The organism is Ruegeria sp. CDSA141 (assembly GCF_059612005.1).
The window spans coordinates 124728-141566 of the sequence record NZ_JBXWPT010000010.1 but is presented as its reverse complement, the minus strand read 5'-3'; the positions used below and the strand labels follow the sequence as shown (position 1 = coordinate 141566).

19 protein-coding genes are annotated in these 16839 nt (G+C 59.2%); 1 reads left to right on the top strand and 18 read right to left on the bottom strand.

The window, feature by feature from the left end:
• Positions 1-22: 22 nt before the first annotated feature.
• The 13 genes from AC2FLP_RS14975 to AC2FLP_RS14915 all read right to left on the bottom strand — a co-directional run bounded on the left by AC2FLP_RS14975 (position 23) and on the right by AC2FLP_RS14915 (position 11402).
• The gene (locus AC2FLP_RS14975) at positions 23-730 is read right to left on the bottom strand and encodes an ABC transporter ATP-binding protein (RefSeq protein WP_117869455.1); all 708 of its coding nucleotides are present in this window, start codon (positions 728-730) and stop codon (positions 23-25) included.
• Positions 730-1461, bottom strand: coding sequence for an ABC transporter ATP-binding protein (locus AC2FLP_RS14970; RefSeq protein WP_117872799.1), 732 nt, complete (start codon positions 1459-1461; stop codon positions 730-732). The genes AC2FLP_RS14975 and AC2FLP_RS14970 overlap by 1 nt, the downstream gene beginning before the upstream one ends.
• Positions 1458-2405, bottom strand: a complete 948-nt coding sequence (locus tag AC2FLP_RS14965) for a branched-chain amino acid ABC transporter permease (protein ID WP_299635733.1) — start codon at positions 2403-2405, stop codon at positions 1458-1460. Before AC2FLP_RS14965 ends, AC2FLP_RS14970 begins: the two co-directional genes overlap by 4 nt.
• Position 2406: 1 nt before the next feature.
• On the bottom strand, positions 2407-3258 hold the full coding sequence (locus tag AC2FLP_RS14960; protein WP_496684641.1) for a branched-chain amino acid ABC transporter permease: 852 nt from the start codon (positions 3256-3258) through the stop codon (positions 2407-2409).
• A 65-nt stretch (positions 3259-3323) separates the two neighbouring features.
• A complete protein-coding gene (locus tag AC2FLP_RS14955) occupies positions 3324-4604 on the bottom strand; it encodes an ABC transporter substrate-binding protein (RefSeq protein WP_496684639.1) in 1281 nt (426 codons plus the stop codon).
• A gap of 96 nt (positions 4605-4700) precedes the next feature.
• Positions 4701-5111 carry a Rid family hydrolase gene (locus tag AC2FLP_RS14950; RefSeq protein WP_496684638.1) on the bottom strand — a complete coding sequence of 137 codons (411 nt, stop codon included), beginning with the start codon at positions 5109-5111 and terminating at the stop codon, positions 4701-4703.
• Positions 5108-6289 carry a malate dehydrogenase gene (locus AC2FLP_RS14945; protein ID WP_496684637.1) on the bottom strand — a complete coding sequence of 394 codons (1182 nt, stop codon included), beginning with the start codon at positions 6287-6289 and terminating at the stop codon, positions 5108-5110. The genes AC2FLP_RS14950 and AC2FLP_RS14945 overlap by 4 nt, the downstream gene beginning before the upstream one ends.
• The gene (locus tag AC2FLP_RS14940) at positions 6289-6912 is read right to left on the bottom strand and encodes a BMC domain-containing protein (protein WP_117869461.1); all 624 of its coding nucleotides are present in this window, start codon (positions 6910-6912) and stop codon (positions 6289-6291) included. Before AC2FLP_RS14940 ends, AC2FLP_RS14945 begins: the two co-directional genes overlap by 1 nt.
• Positions 6909-8288, bottom strand: a complete 1380-nt coding sequence (locus AC2FLP_RS14935; RefSeq protein WP_299895839.1) for an aldehyde dehydrogenase family protein — start codon at positions 8286-8288, stop codon at positions 6909-6911. The genes AC2FLP_RS14940 and AC2FLP_RS14935 overlap by 4 nt, the downstream gene beginning before the upstream one ends.
• Positions 8288-9472 (bottom strand): hypothetical protein, encoded by a 1185-nt coding sequence (locus AC2FLP_RS14930; protein ID WP_496684636.1) that lies wholly within the window; start codon positions 9470-9472, stop codon positions 8288-8290. The genes AC2FLP_RS14935 and AC2FLP_RS14930 overlap by 1 nt, the downstream gene beginning before the upstream one ends.
• 22 nt (positions 9473-9494) lie before the next feature.
• On the bottom strand, positions 9495-9803 hold the full coding sequence (locus tag AC2FLP_RS14925; protein ID WP_117869464.1) for a BMC domain-containing protein: 309 nt from the start codon (positions 9801-9803) through the stop codon (positions 9495-9497).
• 40 nt (positions 9804-9843) lie between these two features.
• On the bottom strand, positions 9844-10110 hold the full coding sequence (locus AC2FLP_RS14920; RefSeq protein WP_117869465.1) for a EutN/CcmL family microcompartment protein: 267 nt from the start codon (positions 10108-10110) through the stop codon (positions 9844-9846).
• Complete coding sequence (locus tag AC2FLP_RS14915; RefSeq protein WP_496684634.1) at positions 10110-11402, bottom strand: glutamine synthetase family protein; 1293 nt, start codon at positions 11400-11402, stop codon at positions 10110-10112. The genes AC2FLP_RS14920 and AC2FLP_RS14915 overlap by 1 nt, the downstream gene beginning before the upstream one ends.
• 91 nt (positions 11403-11493) lie before the next feature.
• Between AC2FLP_RS14915 and AC2FLP_RS14910 the strand changes: the two genes are divergently transcribed.
• Positions 11494-12633, top strand: a complete 1140-nt coding sequence (locus AC2FLP_RS14910; RefSeq protein WP_117869467.1) for an FAD-dependent oxidoreductase — start codon at positions 11494-11496, stop codon at positions 12631-12633.
• Here the strand turns inward: AC2FLP_RS14910 and AC2FLP_RS14905 are convergent.
• From AC2FLP_RS14905 to AC2FLP_RS14885, 5 genes are all read right to left on the bottom strand, one after another.
• A complete protein-coding gene (locus AC2FLP_RS14905; protein ID WP_496684632.1) occupies positions 12630-12980 on the bottom strand; it encodes a YjiS-like domain-containing protein in 351 nt (116 codons plus the stop codon). The two genes, AC2FLP_RS14910 and AC2FLP_RS14905, sit on opposite strands and share 4 nt — an antisense overlap.
• 87 nt (positions 12981-13067) lie before the next feature.
• Complete coding sequence (locus tag AC2FLP_RS14900) at positions 13068-13763, bottom strand: type 1 glutamine amidotransferase (RefSeq protein WP_496684630.1); 696 nt, start codon at positions 13761-13763, stop codon at positions 13068-13070.
• Positions 13760-15184 carry an FMN-binding glutamate synthase family protein gene (locus AC2FLP_RS14895; protein WP_117869470.1) on the bottom strand — a complete coding sequence of 475 codons (1425 nt, stop codon included), beginning with the start codon at positions 15182-15184 and terminating at the stop codon, positions 13760-13762. The genes AC2FLP_RS14900 and AC2FLP_RS14895 overlap by 4 nt, the downstream gene beginning before the upstream one ends.
• Positions 15169-15882, bottom strand: coding sequence for a GltB/FmdC/FwdC-like GXGXG domain-containing protein (locus AC2FLP_RS14890; RefSeq protein WP_117869471.1), 714 nt, complete (start codon positions 15880-15882; stop codon positions 15169-15171). The genes AC2FLP_RS14895 and AC2FLP_RS14890 overlap by 16 nt, the downstream gene beginning before the upstream one ends.
• A complete protein-coding gene (locus tag AC2FLP_RS14885; protein ID WP_496684629.1) occupies positions 15879-16823 on the bottom strand; it encodes a class II glutamine amidotransferase domain-containing protein in 945 nt (314 codons plus the stop codon). The genes AC2FLP_RS14890 and AC2FLP_RS14885 overlap by 4 nt, the downstream gene beginning before the upstream one ends.
• Positions 16824-16839: the final 16 nt, after the last annotated feature.

The following is a 16839-nucleotide window of genomic DNA, read 5'->3' as shown; positions in this document are numbered from 1 at the left end:
CCCAGCTTGCCAACCGCGCCACTCAATGGCCGCCGAAATAGGCCTCGAGCAAGCGTTTGTCATTTCTCAATTCGTCAGCTGTACCCGACGTCTGCATCCGCCCGGACTCCAGCACATAGATGCGGCTGGCAAGCGACAGGGCAAAATTGGCATTCTGTTCCGTGATGACGACGGTCAGCCCGTAGTCCTTGTTCAGCTGACGGACAACTTCAGCAATCTCGTGACAGATTTTCGGGGCCAGGCCAATTGTGGGCTCATCGACAAGCAGCAGTTCCGGGCTGGTCATCAAGGCCCTGCCAAAGGACACCATCTGCCTTTCCCCGCCGGATTGGGTCGACGTCTCCTGGCCTTCCCGTTCTTGCAGGCGCGGGAAAAGACTGTGCACCATTTCAAGATTGCTTTCGATGTCGTCTCGTGCGGTGAAGGCCCCCACCATCAGATTGTCGCGCACAGACATATAAGGAAACAGGTTGAACCGCTCGGGCGCATAGCCAACCCCATGGCGCACGATTTCCGAAGGGCTTCGACCGGCAAGGCTGTGCCCTCGCAAGCGGATGTCGCCTTCGACTTTCACGAGGCCCATGATGCTGTCCAACAGGGTGGATTTACCTGCACCGTTCGGGCCGACCACGGCGACAATCTCACCGGGCTGCACCGTGATCGAAATATCTGTCAACGCCTGGGCCTTGCCGTAAAACGCAGACAGGTTCTCGATTTCCAGATAGGACATCAGACGCTCCCCAAGTACGAGGCCTGAACGGCCGTGTCGTTCATCACGTCGCTGAACGAGCCTTCGGCAATCATGGTGCCCCGCTCGATGGCGATGGCGCGGTCGATCAGCGGTTCCAGCGCCGGCAAGTCATGGCTGACGATCAGAAAGGTCATCCCGTCCTTGCGCATGGATTGTATGAGATCGGAAATCTGCGCGATTTCACCGACTGTCAGACCTGCAAACACCTCATCCAGCAACATGACACGCGGTGCCGTGGCCATGGTTCGGGCCATTTCGAGCTTGCGCAAATCACCCATAGCCAATTCGGACGGTGAACGGTTCAGATCCGTTTCCGTGAATCCGACACTCAGCGCAAGTTCCTTTTCCCGCTCCGTATCCGGACGCGAAACGATCATACGCCAGATGTCGTCCGGCATCAGGCCCACCCTGATATTTTCGGCAACACTCATGTCACCAAACGGACGCGGAATCTGATAGGTCCTGCTGACCCCAGCCCGAATACGTTGCGGCGTCGACAGCACCGAGATTTCTTGCCCGAACAGCTCGATTGTACCGCTGTTCTGCCGCAACTCACCCATGATCTGGCTGAAAACCGTTGTCTTTCCCGCGCCATTCGGTCCGATCAGGCCCAGCGATTCTCCTTCTTGCAGGGAAAAGGACAGATCATTCGTGGCTACCAGCCCGCCAAACCGTTTGACAAGACCAGACACTTTCAATGCAACGGTCATGTCAGCCCCCCTTTCCGCAGCCGTTGAAAGCCGCGTTGAGCAAGTTCAACCAATCCCTTTGGCTGATACATGTAGAGAAGCAGTGCGATGGCACCGTAGACGAAATACCGTTCTGCTCCGGGAAGCACAGGACGCAGGTACTCCAGAAGGAACGTCATGAAGAACGCACCGATCATGGGGCCGATAATGGTCGATGTTCCGCCCAGCAATGCCGCAACTATGATGGTGAAGAGAAAGTTGATGTCGAACAGCGCCCGCGGTGCAAGCGAGCCAAGGTAGTGGACATAAAAAGCCCCTCCCAGCCCGGCGACAAGAGCGCTGGTCAGGAACGCAAACGCCTTAAGCCGCGTAGTGCTGAGACCTGAACCACGAACGCTTTCTTCATTCATTCCGATTGCAGCCAAAGCGGTCCCTACCCGGGTTTTCATCAGCAGCCACATGCTGACTGCAACACTTAGCATTAGCGCCGTGGACAAATAGTATCCGTTGGCCGCGCCACGTGTGAGAGTTTGTATCCCTGACATACCACGTGTTCCGCCGGTCAGATCCGGGCGGATCACCTGAACCAGCTGATAGAGCAGTTCCATGAAGGCCAGTGTGACCAGCGCGAAGTAGCTGCCGCGAATGCGTAGAGCGGGCAACAACACAATAAGACCCGCGATCATTGTGACCAACACGGCCACAGGGATTGAGATTTCGACCGGCACGTCAAATCGTTTGGTCAGGATGGCAGTCGTATAAGCTCCGATACCGATCAGGAAAGGGTGGCCGAAACTCACGTACCCCGTCTTTCCCGACAGCACGTCCCAGCTGATGGCGAAGATGGCAAGATAGTTGGCAAAGATCATTGTTCGCAGTGTGCCATTCGAGACCACTTGAGGTAGCAGCAGCATCCCCGCAATCAGGCCGCCCCAGAGGACAAAGTGAAACCAGCGCAGACCCATGTTACAACTCCTCGCGGCCAAACAGGCCCTGCGGTCGCGTCACCAGCACGCCGATTATCAGCAGCATTGTGAAGACGCCGCGCAGTTCCGGCGCCAGGGTGGCGACAACTATGACTTCGAGAAAGCCGACTATATGAGCAACGACCAGCGTGCCGAGAATCGATCCGATGCCACCCACAATGACGACGGCCACCGAAATGATCAGAGGCGCGACCCACATTGATGGCGAGAGCTGCGTATAGCTGGCAAAAAACACGCCGCCCAAGGCCCCCAGGGCACCCGAGATACCCCATGTGATCAGGTTGATCCGGTCCGGGTCGATCCCGGAAATTGCTGCCCCTTTGGCGTCCATAGAAACCGCCTGCATCGCCCGCCCTGTATGTGTCAGGCGGACAAAGGCATAAAGCCCTAACAGAATGGCCCAACTGATCACCGTTGCGATCAGGATGTTATAGGTGACAGATGCCCCGGCCACGTTGATCACACCCGGTACGATTGGTAGCAGGATCTTGCTGCTGTCACCAAAGACAAGAACGATCCCCGCCTGAATCACGACCGCAAGGATCAGCGTCGAAATCTCGACCGCTACATGATCCCCTTTCAGGGTCTTGACGATAAGGCGATATTTCAGAACCCCCATCAGAACGCCCAGTAGGACGGCCACCACCACGCCCATCAGCTTGGGCATTCCCAAGGTCTGAGACACCCAGAAATACATGTATCCGCCGACCATCAGATAGGCACCGTAGGCCAGGTTCAGGACTCGACCGATGCTGAAGATCAGCGTGAAACCCATTGCGATAAGCGCATAGAGACCGCTGAGCAAAAGCCCCTGGATCAGTATTTGCAACATTTAAGGATCCCTGGCTGCGGGTGCGCGCCCTCGCGCACCCGTTTCAAGCTAAGCGAACGGACAGGTTACTGCTTGACCCAGCTTGGCAAAGTGAATTCACCCGTCGCATATTTCTCGGGGTAGACAACGGCGGCGGTGCCGTCCTCGTACCACTGGACCACAACCATTGACGGTGCGGCATCATCAAACGGCTCGGACAGATCAAAACGGATATTGTGCGGGTACGTCCGGCCGGTCACAGGCTCTATCTCGTCATCACCCCAGAAGGCGTAGCGCAGCCACAGCTGGCCATCCAACTCAAGAACCAGATCCTGTTTCTTCATTGCATCGGCCCAGCCTTCGACATTGTCGAAACCACCGGCCTCCTCGGCTGCGGCCATGGCCTGTTTCAGCCCATGATAGGCATTGAACCCGTTGAAATGCGGCAGCAGCGGACGGCTGTCATACTTGGCCTGATAGGTGTCGACAAATTCCTGGCTGGCCGGATCAAGCCGAAATCCAACTGAAGGAATTGGCGACAAGGTCGAGATACCGCCCCCGGCACCGCCCGTATCTTCCCAATACTCCATCCCCAGTGCAGCGACGTTCACACCCGTCATCGCCATCGGCACCTGAAGCTTCACATATTGCGATGACACAACCTGCGAATTCACCGACGAGACCTGATAGATGAAGTCCGCCCCGGTATCTTGCGCGCGGCTGAAGATCGGAGCGAAATCGACGGTGGCAACGTCATAGGTGATGATGTCCTTGACCTCGATGCCGGCAACCGGTGCAAGCGCTTCGGTGACAAGGCCTGTGATTGCCTCGCCAAAGGCAGTATCTTCCGCCAGAATGACAACGGAATCCCACCCCATCTTTTCCTTCAGAACATCCGCGCCAAAGTTGATGTACAACGTGGCTAGCGCCTCATCCGAGGCGATGTTCATGAAATAGGGCGCCATGCCCTCAGGGTCTTCGACAACCATGTCGATGATGCCGATATAGGATGTCCAGGTGTCCAGCGTTGGAATCCGGTACTCCTGCATTCGAGGCAGCCATCCCAGCGACACATCGTCAATCGAACCCGAGATGATGAAATCAACCTCTTCCGTTTCCGCAAGGTATTCATAGGCCCGGATGCCTTCGGTCGGATCCTGTCCGGTATCTGCCGAGACCAGGGTGATCTGTTCGCCCATCACGCCACCATTTGCGTTGAGCTCTTCAATCGCAATCTCGGCCCCGCGCAGGGTCGACAATCCTGTGTCCGAAGAAAGCGATCCAATGAATCCTACCTTGATTTCCGCTCCGGCCGCCGAGGCCATGAGCGCGATGCATGTTCCGCTGAGCAGCGCTGTCTTGATCATCACATTAGCTCCCTGTGTCTCATTATGCCTTTCTTGTATTCTGTATACAGTACACAAGAAGATGGTTCGATCAAATCCTTTCTTGAAGACTCATGTTCAGAATCCGCTGATTTCGCCGTTTTCACCGTGGATCACAGCATCCACGTCAATTTCCACCATCAGTCCGGGCTGGGTAAGCCCTGCCTGAACGGCTGTCAGAGCTGGATCGATCCCCTTGAAAACTTCGCCGTGCGCCTGCGCGAACGTGCCTGCTTGGGACAGATCAGTCAGGTAGGCGCGCACCCGCCCCACATGTCGCAGTTCGGCGCCAACCTCTTTCAGCGCGTCCTCGATACGTGACAGGATATAAAGGGTCTGTGCGCCAACGTTTCCCGGCGCGTGGATGCGGCCCGTCGGCTCGATGGCCGTTGTTCCGGCAACCCAGACAAAGGGGCCTATGCGTTTGGCCCGAGAGTACGAGGCCACTTCTTCAAACCGTCCGCCGGATTTCCAAAAGCGCACGGTCACAGGACCAGCCTCACCCGGATCGCCTCGGCCGCGTTTTTCAATGCCGCGTTTTCTTCGGCGGTTAGCCGCAGCTCCTCAACCTCTACCAATCCGCCTGCACCAAGATGGGCTGGCACTCCCAGCACGACACCGTCGATGTCGTATTCACCCCGCAACATGACCGATACCGGAACCGGGCCTGTCCGCGCACCCCGAATGTGATCAATCAATTCGATCGAAGCATGAGCCGGAGCTATCGTTGCAGAACCTGATTTCCGGAGCGCGACCACCTGACCACCCCCGGTGATCGCCTCCTGAACACAGGCTTCGATCTGTTCGCGGGACAAAAAAACATCCAGCGGACGCCCCTTGATCTTGGCACGGCTGGGGATCGGGGCCATTTCGTCCCCATGGCTGCCAAGTGTGAACGCTTCGACGTCCGCAGGTGTGACACCTGCGGCCATCGCCAGCGCGTTGCGAAACCGGCTGCTGTCCAGCGTTCCTGCCATACCCAAAACCCGTTCGCGGGGAAAACCTGAAGCGCGCAGCATCTCGACCGTCATTTCGTCCAGCGGGTTGGTCACCACGATCACGATTGCATCAGGCGCGGCTGACCGGATCGCTTCGGCTGACTGACGGATCACGCGGGCGTTCACATCGATCAGATCTGCACGTGTCATGCCCGGACGGCGGGCTCGTCCGGCAGTGACGACAACCACGTCCGCCCCAGCCACCAGATCCATCGCTTCGCCACCGACACATCGGGCCCGCGCACCGGTGATCCCGGACGTATGATTGAGGTCCAGCGCAGTCGAAGCCGCCAATCCCGGAGTAATGTCGATCAGCGCGACTTCATCGGCTATGTCCGCCATCGCCGCCAGATGCGCGATATTGCCGCCAACACCCCCCGCCCCGATCAAGGCAAGCTTGCCCAGCCTGCGGGCTTTGCGCGGCGCACGCGAAGGGGCAACCCATTTGGGTGAACGACGGTACAGCACCCGGCGCATTGAAACAGCACCATCCGTACGCGGCGGTTTCGGTCGCTCCAGCGGGCCGTCCACCAATGAGATACCAACACGCTCGGCGGTTTCACGCGCGAGGGCCGTCACGATGTCACCCGGCAAAACCTCGAATACGATCCTGCCCCGGCGGCGCGCATCTTCGACCGCATCCGAGCCTATGACGCGTGGGGTTGCCATCAGCCGCCCTGCCCGTCCACCGCCTCGACTGCACGCGTCGCGGCCTCGACGGCGGTTTCGACCGAGTTTTCAGACCCCGAAATGAACAAGCGACCAAACCGCCCCACCGCGCGCACCTCGACGATGTCAATCTCGGCGGCTTTCTCGGCCTCATTCGCGGCAATCGAGATGTAGGCGGCGGGCGCGCATTCCACGATCCCCAACGTCTGCCCCGGCACGATCAACGCACCCTTGCGCCATTTGTTCAAAAGCTGCGCCTGATAGGGTTCGACACTGGTAATGATCTGTGTGGAACTGATCGCAGGCTTCAAACGGTCTGTCATGGAAGCCCCAAGTTCGGCCAGCATCGCGTCCCGTGCAGCGGACACTTCGGCGTTTGAAGGCGAGCGGAGGATAAAGAATCCGAACTCGCGCTCTACCATCTGCGTCGTCGCCTCGACCGAGGACGCCTTGAGTGCCCTGTCGATCAGCGAGAATACGCCATTGCCCGGCGCGAACTCTCCGATCAGCACGGTGTCACCGGACAAAGGCACTGACCCTTGCACCGTCGCACCGTTATAGGCGGCGAATTTCGGTTGCAGGTTGTCGATCTGCATCAGCGCCCGGATCGTGATCTCGCTCATGCGCCATACTCCTCGTAAATGTCGCGCCAGGGTCTGCTTTCGTAAGCGACCCGCTTGATGTTGATGAGATGCAGGGCGGTGACGTTGTCCGAGGTGATCGACCCCGACCACGTGCCGGTACCCAGCATGAAGGAAGGTTCAAGGTCGGTGGAATACCCCATTCCGCCCATTATCCCCGGCGTGTTCACCAGGACCCGGCCCGTGGGCACGGTGGAAAAACGAGCGACCACCTCGGGATCGTCGGAATGGATGACCGAGGAATGCCCCCAACCTTCGAATTTGGCAATGGATTGCGCCAGTTCGATGCCGTGATCGGTGGACTTCGCCTCGTAAAAGGCCAGCACCGGGTTCAGCTTTTCGGCCGAAAGCGGGCGTCGCCACCCCACTTCGGTTTCTTCCGACACCAGACAGCGCGTGCGCGGCGGAATCGAGAACCCCGCAGCATCGGCCAGCGCCTGAGGGCTTTGGCCGACGCGTTCGGGATCCATTGCCTGCACTCCTTTGAAGATGACCCGTGCCAGCCGATCAGCCTCGGCCGGGGTACAGAAGTAAGCGCCTTTGAGTTTCAGTTCGTGGCGCAGATCGCGAGCAATTTCAGGATCGGCGACCACTGCCTGTTCACTGACACAGGCCGTGCCGTAGTCGAAGCTTTTTGACGTCACGATCATCTCGGCAACTTCGGACAGATCGCGGGCCTTGGATTTGTGCACGTAACACGGCACGTTCCCCGCCCCTACTGCGAGCGTCGGCTTACCGCTGGAATAGGCGGCCTTGACCATAGCTGGGCCACCTGTCGCCATGACGACAGAAGTGCGGCGATGCTTCATCAACTCGGCGGTGCCCTGAATGGTCACGGCGTCCAGGCATTGTATCAACCCCTTGGGCGCGCCCATCTGTTCGGCAACGCGTGCCATGATTCGGACGGTTTCCTTCCCGCATTCCACGCCGCGCGGATGCGGGGCACAAACAACTGCATTTCCCGCCTTCACCGCAGACAGAACCTTGTAGATGATCGTGGATGTTGGATTTGTCACCGGGATAAGCGCCGCGACCACACCCATCGGCTCTCCGAAAGCTGCGATCTTTGTCGCGTCGTCCCGCCACAACAGGCCCAGCGTCGTAACATCCCGCAGGTAATCGGCGACCGACAATGCGTTGAACAGATTCTTGACCCGCTTGTCTGGTACATTGCCGTACCCGGTTTCCTCGACCGCCAATTGCCCCAACCGTTCGGCTTCAGGTTCGATCGCCCGAGCCATGGCATCGACGATGGCATCCACCTGTGCACGGTCAGTGCCGAGAAAGGCGCGATAGGCTCCGAAAGCCGTTTCAGCAGCGCGCCGTGCGGCGGCGATGGATTTCAGATCAGCGTCCATCACGAGGCTCCGGTGGCAATGGTGTCAAAGATGCGGCGGGCCTGATCGACATCGCCTGCGGAAATTCCGATGGTCTCCAGCCTGCGCCCGGACGCGGCCACGTCAGCACCCAGAAGACGGTCTGTCACGCAGATCAGGCTTTCCGTCAAAGGTGCGGTCAAACCTGCGAGCTTTGCGGCTGAAACGAGGGGCACCAATGACCCCAATACGCCGTCGCGCATCAACTGGCGCGCGGCCTGCCAATCCGGGACCGGACGCGCACCCGATCCACGCTCGGCTCCGGCAAAGGTCGTGATCCAGTCATCGGTCTCGGGCAGGTTTCGAACGCCAAAGGCCTGTGCGACCTGTCGCCTTTCGTCAGCCAAACCATGGATCACCTCACGCTGATCCAGTCCTATGAGTGCGGCAAATGTCCGATTGCCTTCCAGCGGCACCCCGCCCATCGGCAAATCCGGTCCACCAGACCCCAGCCCTGCGCCACCAAGGATCAATGTCGGTATCTCGACCGCTGCGGAAAGATCGGCGAAGCCTGACGCCAGAACCGAATCCAGCGGCAGGATGTTTGAAAGGTAGGGTCGCAGCGCCTCAAGAACGTCCGTGCGTCCACGCGGCAGTGTTGCCGCAGCCATCGGCGCCGCCTGCGTCAGGGTCAGCCCTGCACCTTCAGCCTGATACCAGTACGGCAGGCCCTGTACCTCGACAAGAGTTACGTCTGCGGTACAGCCTCCTATTCGCAGCATCCAGACCGCTTCGACCGCGCCCAGAGAGCGACCCGGCGCCAGAACCAGCACCTGACCATCGTGCAGATGATCGGCCAGCACCATGGCATAGGTGCGCTGTTTATGGATCGGTCCGGTCAGAAAGATCGCCTGTGCGCCCCGCACTGCTGCATCCAACTCTGCCGTGGTGCGGATTGAAGGCCCGTCGCGATCCACCTGATACGTGCCCACAGGCCCTTCGCCGCTAATGCCAATGCCCGAGGATTGGGCAAGCAGTGACAGTTCCGCCCCATAGGCCGAAAACAGCGTAACCTCAGCCCCTTCCGCCAGACACAGCGCTGCCAGAAGACGGGCATCCGGGCCGCCACCCAATACTGCAATGCGCTCAAACCTTTGGGCAACGGGTGCATCCCGTGTCGCGCCACGTGTCACCGCGCGCGTGAAATCCTCGAAACCGGCTGACATGGTACCTCCTCAAAGGGGTTGATCAGGCCGACGACCCGGCACCCAGCCCGTCGATGATTGCCTCAAGCTCGTCATGCGGTCGTGCGATCACGTGAACCGAGACGACCTCGCCCACCTTGTTGGCCGCTGTTGCGCCGGCATCGGTGGCGGCCTTGACCGCGCCGACCTCTCCGCGCACGAGGGTCGTCACCAGCCCGCCGCCAGCCTTGGTCTGACCCACGATGGCAACACTGGCTGCCTTGACCATCGCATCCGCGGCTTCAATCGCGCCGACCAGGCCACGTGTTTCGATCATGCCCAGGGCCATCTGCCCTGCCACTGGTTTCGCCATTTTTTGTTCCTCCCAAAATTGATGTTTCGCGTATCGTGATTCAGGTCGTCGAGACGCGGTCGATCACCGCGATGATGGCCATGTCCACGGGGGCCGTGGACAACCCGGTCGCCATACGGGCCGCAGACCCGCTGACAACCAGAACCATGTCCCCAACCCCAGCGCCGCAGGTATCGACCGCAACCCGTGCGGGATCGATCAAGCTGCCCTTGCTGTCGACCAGATCCGTCACCAGCAGCTTTGTTCCAACAAGCCTGGCATCCTTGGCAGTTGCCGTGACAGTTCCAGCGACCTTGCCCAAGTGCATCAGAACGCCCTCAGGTAGCGGTTCAGTTCGACCTGGGTGACCTGTTGATTGAAGAATTCCAGCTCTCGCTCCGCCTGTTGCAGCACCAGATCCCACAGCATTTCGTCCATGACATCCCGCAGCCATTCTGATCCGCGCGCCAGTTTGATGGCGGTTGGCAAATCGGTGGGAATTGGATCTCCGATCCCTTCCTCATACCCGTTGCCTGTCGTCGGCTCAGAGGGGGACAGCCCCTGTTCGATCCCGTCGAGCCCGGCGGCAATCTCGGCCGCAAGCAACAGATACGGGTTGGCGTCTGCACCAGCGTCGCGCTTTTCCACCCGCACGGCGCTGTCCGAGCCTTCGATGACCCGGATACCAACTGTCCGGTTGTCATAGCCCCAGCTCGTGTTGATCGGGCAAAATGTATAGGGCTGGCGACGGCGATATCCGTTGACCGTGCCGCTGCCGCAAATCGCCGTCTCGCACATGCGCTGTTGCAGACCTGCGATGAAGGATTTGCCGATGTCATTGATCTTGCCATTGTCGGCAAAGACGTTTTTGCCGTCCTTCCACAGCGAGTAATGCGTATGAAACCCGTTGCCCGATTGATCAAAAAACGGCTTGGGCATGAACGTCGCCAGATAGTCGTGCGCGATGCCCAACTGGCGGATCAGAGATTTGAACAGAACGACACGATCCGCAGCTGCCAGAGCTTCACCATAACGAATATTGACCTCGATCTGGCCGGCTGCATATTCCGGGTTGGACTGTTCGATGGGAATGCCACATTCATTGATCTGCTGACGGATCGGGCCAACGATGTGTTCCATCCGGGCGGCGCGGCCCAGGCCGTAGACCTGGATGCCCGTGTCGCGCGGCTGGCCGGTTTCCGGGTCCAGAAGGTAGAATTCCAGTTCCGTGCCGACATTCACCTCGAACCCCATATCGCGGGCCCGGTCCACCTGCCGCACCAAAGCCTGACGCGGATCGATCGGCACCGGTTTGTGATCCATGCCCTCAGCGCGGCCAAAACAGACGGCCACGCCCGGCTCCCACGGGACGGCGACAGGCTTTGTCATCGGAAAGACATGCATGTCGGGATAACCGTTGTCGAAATTGACGTAAGGCGTATCCCAGACGTCGCAGGTCATATCGATCGCCAGCAGCGCAATCGACAGAGCATTGCCGCTTTTGCAGACATGATCCCAATGGCTGGCCGGAATGCGCTTGCCACGCATGATGCCGTTGAGATCCCCGACACCAAGAATGACGGTATGCGTGCCCTCGGGCAGATCAAACCCCGAACTCATTTGCGCGTGCTCCCTGTTTTTAGCTTTATAATTGCTGTATTCTGTATACAGTATTCACAAAGCCAGTCAGGAAACAAGGAAAATCTGCGCCATGTCCAAAAGCTCGGTTATCGTTGTCGGAGGCGGCATAGTTGGCGTCATGACGGCGCTTACACTGCAACGGCGCGGCGAGACCGTGACACTGATCGACAGGTGGGAACCGGGACATTCCCGTGCATCTTCAACAGATTACAACAGAGTGATCCGTGCCATATCCGGGCGGGACGAGTTCTATACGCGGTGGGCGCGCGAAAGCCGCCTGCGCTGGCTGGAACTGCAGGCCGAAAGCGGCCAGAACCTGATGTACGAATGCGGCGCGTTGATTCTGGCGACTGCGGGACATTGCGATTGGGAAGACGCAACCGCACAGACTTTCGACCGGGTCGGGGTGCCCTACTACAAATTCGGTCAGCAGGATATCGAATCGCGGTTCCCTCAGTTCAAGGTCACCGACATCGAATATGCGTTGTTCGAACCCGAAGCCGGAATGCTGATGGCCCATCGATGCGTTCTGACCGGTTTGGATCTGTTCCGAAAGGCAGGAGGCAAAGTACGGCGCGGTCGCGTCACCACGGATGGGTCGGAACGTCCGATGCTTGACGACAAACCGCTTGAAGCCGATCTGATCATCATGGCGACCGGCCCATGGATGGCCGACATGTTTCCCAGAACGATCAAGCCGATCTCGACCGTGGTTGGCGTCAATGTCCTCTACACCTCGACACCCGACGGGTCGGAAGATTTCGACATGAGCCGAATGCCCTGCTGGATCGATCACGGGCAAGGGTCCTTTGGCCTGCCGTCGTCCGAAGGATCCGGCGTAAAGGCCGCGGTTGTCATCCCGGACAAGATCGATCTGGACAATGATGAACGGCTGATCCGCCAGGAAACGCTGGGCCGCACACGCAGCTATATCCGTCACCGGCTTCCGGGGCTGGAGGGGCAACGGGTTGTGGATTCCAAGTTCAACCAGATCATTCTGACCCCGGATACACATTTCATTGCCGACTGGCACCCCGAGCATGAAAACGTGCTGTTCGCTGGCGGATGCTCTGGCCATTTGTTCAAGCACGCCCCTGTGTTTGCAGAATTTGCGGCGGGTGTCGGGTTGAAGGATTTTGGGACCGCGGATCGGTTCAAGATCGCAGGTCGAAGAAAACTGAGCCCGAAGGAAAGCCCCAGCGGACGCTAACCATCCAAGAGGGCGCAATAAACTCCAGCATTTGGGCACTTGCCCTGGGGAAGACGCGCGCCCGCCCGGATTGCGTCACGGCAGGTTTCGGCCTGAAGGCAATGCCCGCATTTTTCCGCCAGCTCCAACCCCAGTTCCGAGTGCGCGTTCAGATCTTCCTCGGTCAGTCCGAATTGCCCGGCCATGGCAAGTATACGCTCTCGTGCCTGTGGCGCGCCCGATCGCAACATAGCCAGATCCGCGCGGGACAACCCAAGGTCTGAAAGCTCCCTGTCACTCAGGCTTTCATCCCGAGGTGTACTGACAATCCGCGCTATTTTCTGAAAAAAATCTGTGTATCCCGACATCTCGCGGCCTCCTCCACCACGTTATGGATACAGTATACACAGTGTTTCAAGGCCGGAATTGATCAGGATCAAGCGGGCTGTTAGATCTCACGGCCCACCGCTGGCATTGCGAAACAATTCAACCGCCTGCAAGGTGGCCAAATCCCTCGATACATGCGCCGTTTCAAGCGAGGCCAGCCCCTCGTCCGCCTCGCGCGCGGTAAGAAACACGTCGCGCCCGCGCACAAATAATTCACGCAGATGGCTTGCCCGGTATTCGGGATGGAATTGCACGGAACGGGCCGGGAAATCATAATCCAAGGCCCCTACCGGGCAGTGATCCGCCGACCCCGTCACCTGCGCCGAAGGCGGAACACACGTGACCTGATCCTGATGCCAGACAAAGGCGTCAACGCTGGCTCCGCCATAGTCAAAGCCTCGTGCGCCAACGACATTGCCGACCTTGGCCTTCTCGGCCTTGCCCCCATAGACATCCGCCATGATCTGATGGCCAAAGCAGATGCCGAAAACCGGCTTGGCATGGTCCCGGCACATTTCCAGGAAATCGCGAAGGGGCCGCATCCATTCCTTGTCATCATAGACGCCGAATTCGGACCCTCCGACAACAACCCCATCAAAATCCCTGAACTGTGGCAATGGTACGCCATCGACCACATCCACCGTGGAAAATCGGGCTTCAGGCAGATGCGGTTCAAGCCATGCTCGGATCTGCTGAGCCGTCCGCGGCAGACCCTCAAGCAGTGGCAAGGGGTGGAGGGTCAGTTCAAGAAGCGCAATCCTCACCAGTCGAAGGCCCGGTCGATGCCCGCCATCTTGACGCCGGTAAAGGCCGAGGCCTGAAAACTGAGCGCGCGCAGATCTTCGGTTTCCAGATTGTGCACCGAGGATTTGCCGCAGGCCTTGGCAAGCGCCGTGATCTCCATTGTCATCGCGGTCAGATACCGGGCCACGCGCTCTGCACCTGCATGCGGGTTCATACGCGCTTCAAGGTCAGGGTCCTGCGTCGCGATCCCAACCGGGCAGCGGCCCGTATGGCAGTGATGGCACGCCCCCGGCGATGTGCCCAACGCCTTATAATCGTCCAGATATCTCGGAGTGTTGCACCCCAGCGCGACCATCGCGGCGTTCCCGATCATGACCGCGTCCGCCCCAAGTGCCAGACATTTGGCCGCGTCCACACCTGATCGAATACCCCCCGCGGCGACAAGCGAGACCTTGCCGCTCATCCCACACTCATCCAGCGCTTCGCGTGCTGCGCGAATGGCACTCATGGTCGGAATGCCAGTATGATTCAGCAGCAACTCGGGCGAAGCACCGGTGCCGCCTTCGGCCCCGTCAACCACAACCACATCGGCACCGGCCTTTGCGGCCACAGCCACGTCGAACCGGGGCCGTGTCGCCCCCATCTTGATGAAGATCGGCACCTGATAGTTCGTGGCGATCCGCAGTTCCTCGATCTTGACCGCCAGATCGTCTGCCCCAAGAAAATCCGGATGCCGGATAGTGGATCGCTGATCGACCCCTTCCGGCAAAGTGCGCATCTCGCTGACGCGCGGGCTGACTTTCATTCCCAGCAGCAAACCGCCGGTGCCCGGTTTGGCCCCCTGCCCCACAACAATCTCCAAGGCATCGGCCCGGCGCAGGTGATCCAGATCGACTCCATAGCGGGCGGGCGACATCTGGTAGAGCAGGCGCTGGGAGGCTTCGCGCTCCTCTTCCAGCATGCCGCCTTCGCCGGTGCAGGTCATGGTACCCACCTTCGAGGCCCCATAACCAAGCGACGCTTTGGCCGAGGCCGAGAGCGCGCCGAAAGACATCGATGCGATATAGATCGGGATTTTCAGTTCCAGTGGCCGTTCCACCAATCCGCGCCCGCCACCTAGAACTGTCGTCGTATCGCAGCTCTCGCGGTACCCTTCCAGCGGCAGGCGGGTCATTGTCGCCGGGACAAATGTCAAATCGTCGAATGTCGGCAACTGCTTATTGAACGTATTGTAGCCACGCACCTGATACCGCCCAAGCTGCGCCAGTGCGTGAACTTCCGATATCGCTTCGGGTGTCCAGCGGGTCGATCCGCCCTCATCATAGGACGAAGGCACACCGGCCGGCCGACCTTCGACCGCACCCGCATCGCGGAACCTTATTTCTTCCTCGGACGCGACTTCGAACGGATACTCATAGGGTTTACTCAGATCATGAGCCATGCGCTTGCGTCCCTGCTTTCAAAATACCAAAGACGCTGGCCAGAGACCATTTTGCGCCAGTTACGAGAGCTGTCGACCAGCCCCAGAGGATCAAGGATCGCATCGACCTCGGCCACCTCTTCAGCAGTGGGTTCGATCACGTCGACGTCCACGCCCAGACTGTCAACTTCGCCTGCGACCCAAACCTCGCCTTCCCACAGCGCGTCTGCACAGGATTCACCTGCACCGCCCAGCGCAATGATCCGTCCCGCGTGCGCCATGAAACCGGATTGATAGCCGATCCTGCCTTCGACCACGATGTTGCCGCCCTTCATGGCGACGCCCACCCGTGGCCCCGCATCACCTTTGACATGGATGGTGCCGCCAATCATCGCCGCCCCGCAAGACATGCCCGCATAGCCGCCGACAGTGATGTGACCCTTGGCCATCCCCTCGCCCACGGCCCACCCGCAATTGCGTTCGATGGAGATGTTGGCGCCAGTGTTCAAACCGCCGCAATAATATCCCACTGAGCCTTCGAAGGTGATGTCCACATTGTCCGGTAGACCCACGCCCAGATTGTGCCGCGACAGCGTATCGACAACCCGGATCGGCTGTCCTGATGCGCAGGCGGCCATGATATCCCGGTTCACCTCACGAATATGCCGCTTGCCGACTTCGATGACTATTTCATCCATCTGTCTTGCTACCTCGCTCATGCTGCCAGGCTCCGGTTGCCGACACCCCAGATGCCGGTCAGCGAAGGGCCATCATAGTTGATCACGTCGCATTCCTCGGTCATCACGCGACGAACAGCCTGTTCCTCGGTCGCGGCGGCCAGATCCCCATTGCGATTGACCACAACCAGCGGCTTCATCGCGAACCGATCCTTGGCAAAGCCGATCCCGTCCGGCGTTGCGATCATGTATGTAAATACCCCGTCGATAGAGGTAATCGACTTCTTCAGCGCCTGCTCCATCGTCAGGCCAGCTTTCATCTGGTCGCTGACCCAGACCGCAATCAACTCGCTGTCATTCTCGGTCAAAAAGCGATAGCCCTTCCGGCTCAGCTTATCGCGCCATGTAAAATAGTCGGTGATCTGGCCGTTATGCACGATCGCCACATCCGAAAACGGCCGCGCCCAGAACGGGTGCGAAGCGTTGGGCAGGACCGAGCTTTCCGTCGCAAGCCGCGCATGACCCAGACCGTGAGTTCCGATCATGTCACGCACGCCATGTTTTTCGGCAACCGCTTCGGCCCCGCCGATATCCTTGATGATCTCAAGGCTACGGCCACAGGACTGCACTTCGAACCGGTCCGTCAGTTCATCTGCATCCCGCACCCAGGCCTGCAGATCAGCCGGGTCCGAGATTTCCGCCCGGAAGCAATAATGCCGGTTCTCATCAGCTACAATCTTCGGGTCAGACAGAAAGCCAGAGCCGTGATCTTTCAAAACCGCCTCAAACGCTTCCAGGTCAGCATCCTGCCGGGATTTATCAAAACCCATCCCCCGCAAAACGTATCCGGTGTCTCGTGGTGGCCCATAAACTGCAAACCCGGTGCTATCTGCGCCACGGTGTTCCTGCGCTTCCATCAGGTCCACCAGATCCGCCCCGACCTGCCCGGGTGCGGTTAGAATCCTTCCAGCGATACCACACATGAAGTGCTCCCTGTTC

Excerpts from the sequence above, each read along its gene's own strand:
- AC2FLP_RS14975 (WP_117869455.1), bottom strand. The coding sequence starts at position 730 with ATGTCCTATCTGGAAATCGAGAACCTGTCTGCGTTTTACGGCAAGGCC.
- AC2FLP_RS14940 (WP_117869461.1), bottom strand. The coding sequence starts at position 6,912 with ATGAGCGAGATCACGATCCGGGCGCTGATGCAGATCGACAACCTGCAA.
- AC2FLP_RS14910 (WP_117869467.1), top strand. The coding sequence starts at position 11,494 with ATGTCCAAAAGCTCGGTTATCGTTGTCGGAGGCGGCATAGTTGGCGTC.
- AC2FLP_RS14885 (WP_496684629.1), bottom strand. The coding sequence starts at position 16,823 with ATGTGTGGTATCGCTGGAAGGATTCTAACCGCACCCGGGCAGGTCGGG.
- AC2FLP_RS14930 (WP_496684636.1), bottom strand. The coding sequence starts at position 9,472 with ATGTCAGCCGGTTTCGAGGATTTCACGCGCGCGGTGACACGTGGCGCG.
- AC2FLP_RS14890 (WP_117869471.1), bottom strand. The coding sequence starts at position 15,882 with ATGAGCGAGGTAGCAAGACAGATGGATGAAATAGTCATCGAAGTCGGC.
- AC2FLP_RS14915 (WP_496684634.1), bottom strand. The coding sequence starts at position 11,402 with ATGAGTTCGGGGTTTGATCTGCCCGAGGGCACGCATACCGTCATTCTT.
- AC2FLP_RS14955 (WP_496684639.1), bottom strand. The coding sequence starts at position 4,604 with ATGATCAAGACAGCGCTGCTCAGCGGAACATGCATCGCGCTCATGGCC.
- AC2FLP_RS14965 (WP_299635733.1), bottom strand. The coding sequence starts at position 2,405 with ATGGGTCTGCGCTGGTTTCACTTTGTCCTCTGGGGCGGCCTGATTGCG.
- AC2FLP_RS14920 (WP_117869465.1), bottom strand. The coding sequence starts at position 10,110 with ATGCACTTGGGCAAGGTCGCTGGAACTGTCACGGCAACTGCCAAGGAT.
- AC2FLP_RS14960 (WP_496684641.1), bottom strand. The coding sequence starts at position 3,258 with ATGTTGCAAATACTGATCCAGGGGCTTTTGCTCAGCGGTCTCTATGCG.
- AC2FLP_RS14905 (WP_496684632.1), bottom strand. The coding sequence starts at position 12,980 with ATGTCGGGATACACAGATTTTTTTCAGAAAATAGCGCGGATTGTCAGT.
- AC2FLP_RS14970 (WP_117872799.1), bottom strand. The coding sequence starts at position 1,461 with ATGACCGTTGCATTGAAAGTGTCTGGTCTTGTCAAACGGTTTGGCGGG.
- AC2FLP_RS14945 (WP_496684637.1), bottom strand. The coding sequence starts at position 6,289 with ATGGCAACCCCACGCGTCATAGGCTCGGATGCGGTCGAAGATGCGCGC.
- AC2FLP_RS14925 (WP_117869464.1), bottom strand. The coding sequence starts at position 9,803 with ATGGCGAAACCAGTGGCAGGGCAGATGGCCCTGGGCATGATCGAAACA.
- AC2FLP_RS14895 (WP_117869470.1), bottom strand. The coding sequence starts at position 15,184 with ATGGCTCATGATCTGAGTAAACCCTATGAGTATCCGTTCGAAGTCGCG.
- AC2FLP_RS14935 (WP_299895839.1), bottom strand. The coding sequence starts at position 8,288 with ATGGACGCTGATCTGAAATCCATCGCCGCCGCACGGCGCGCTGCTGAA.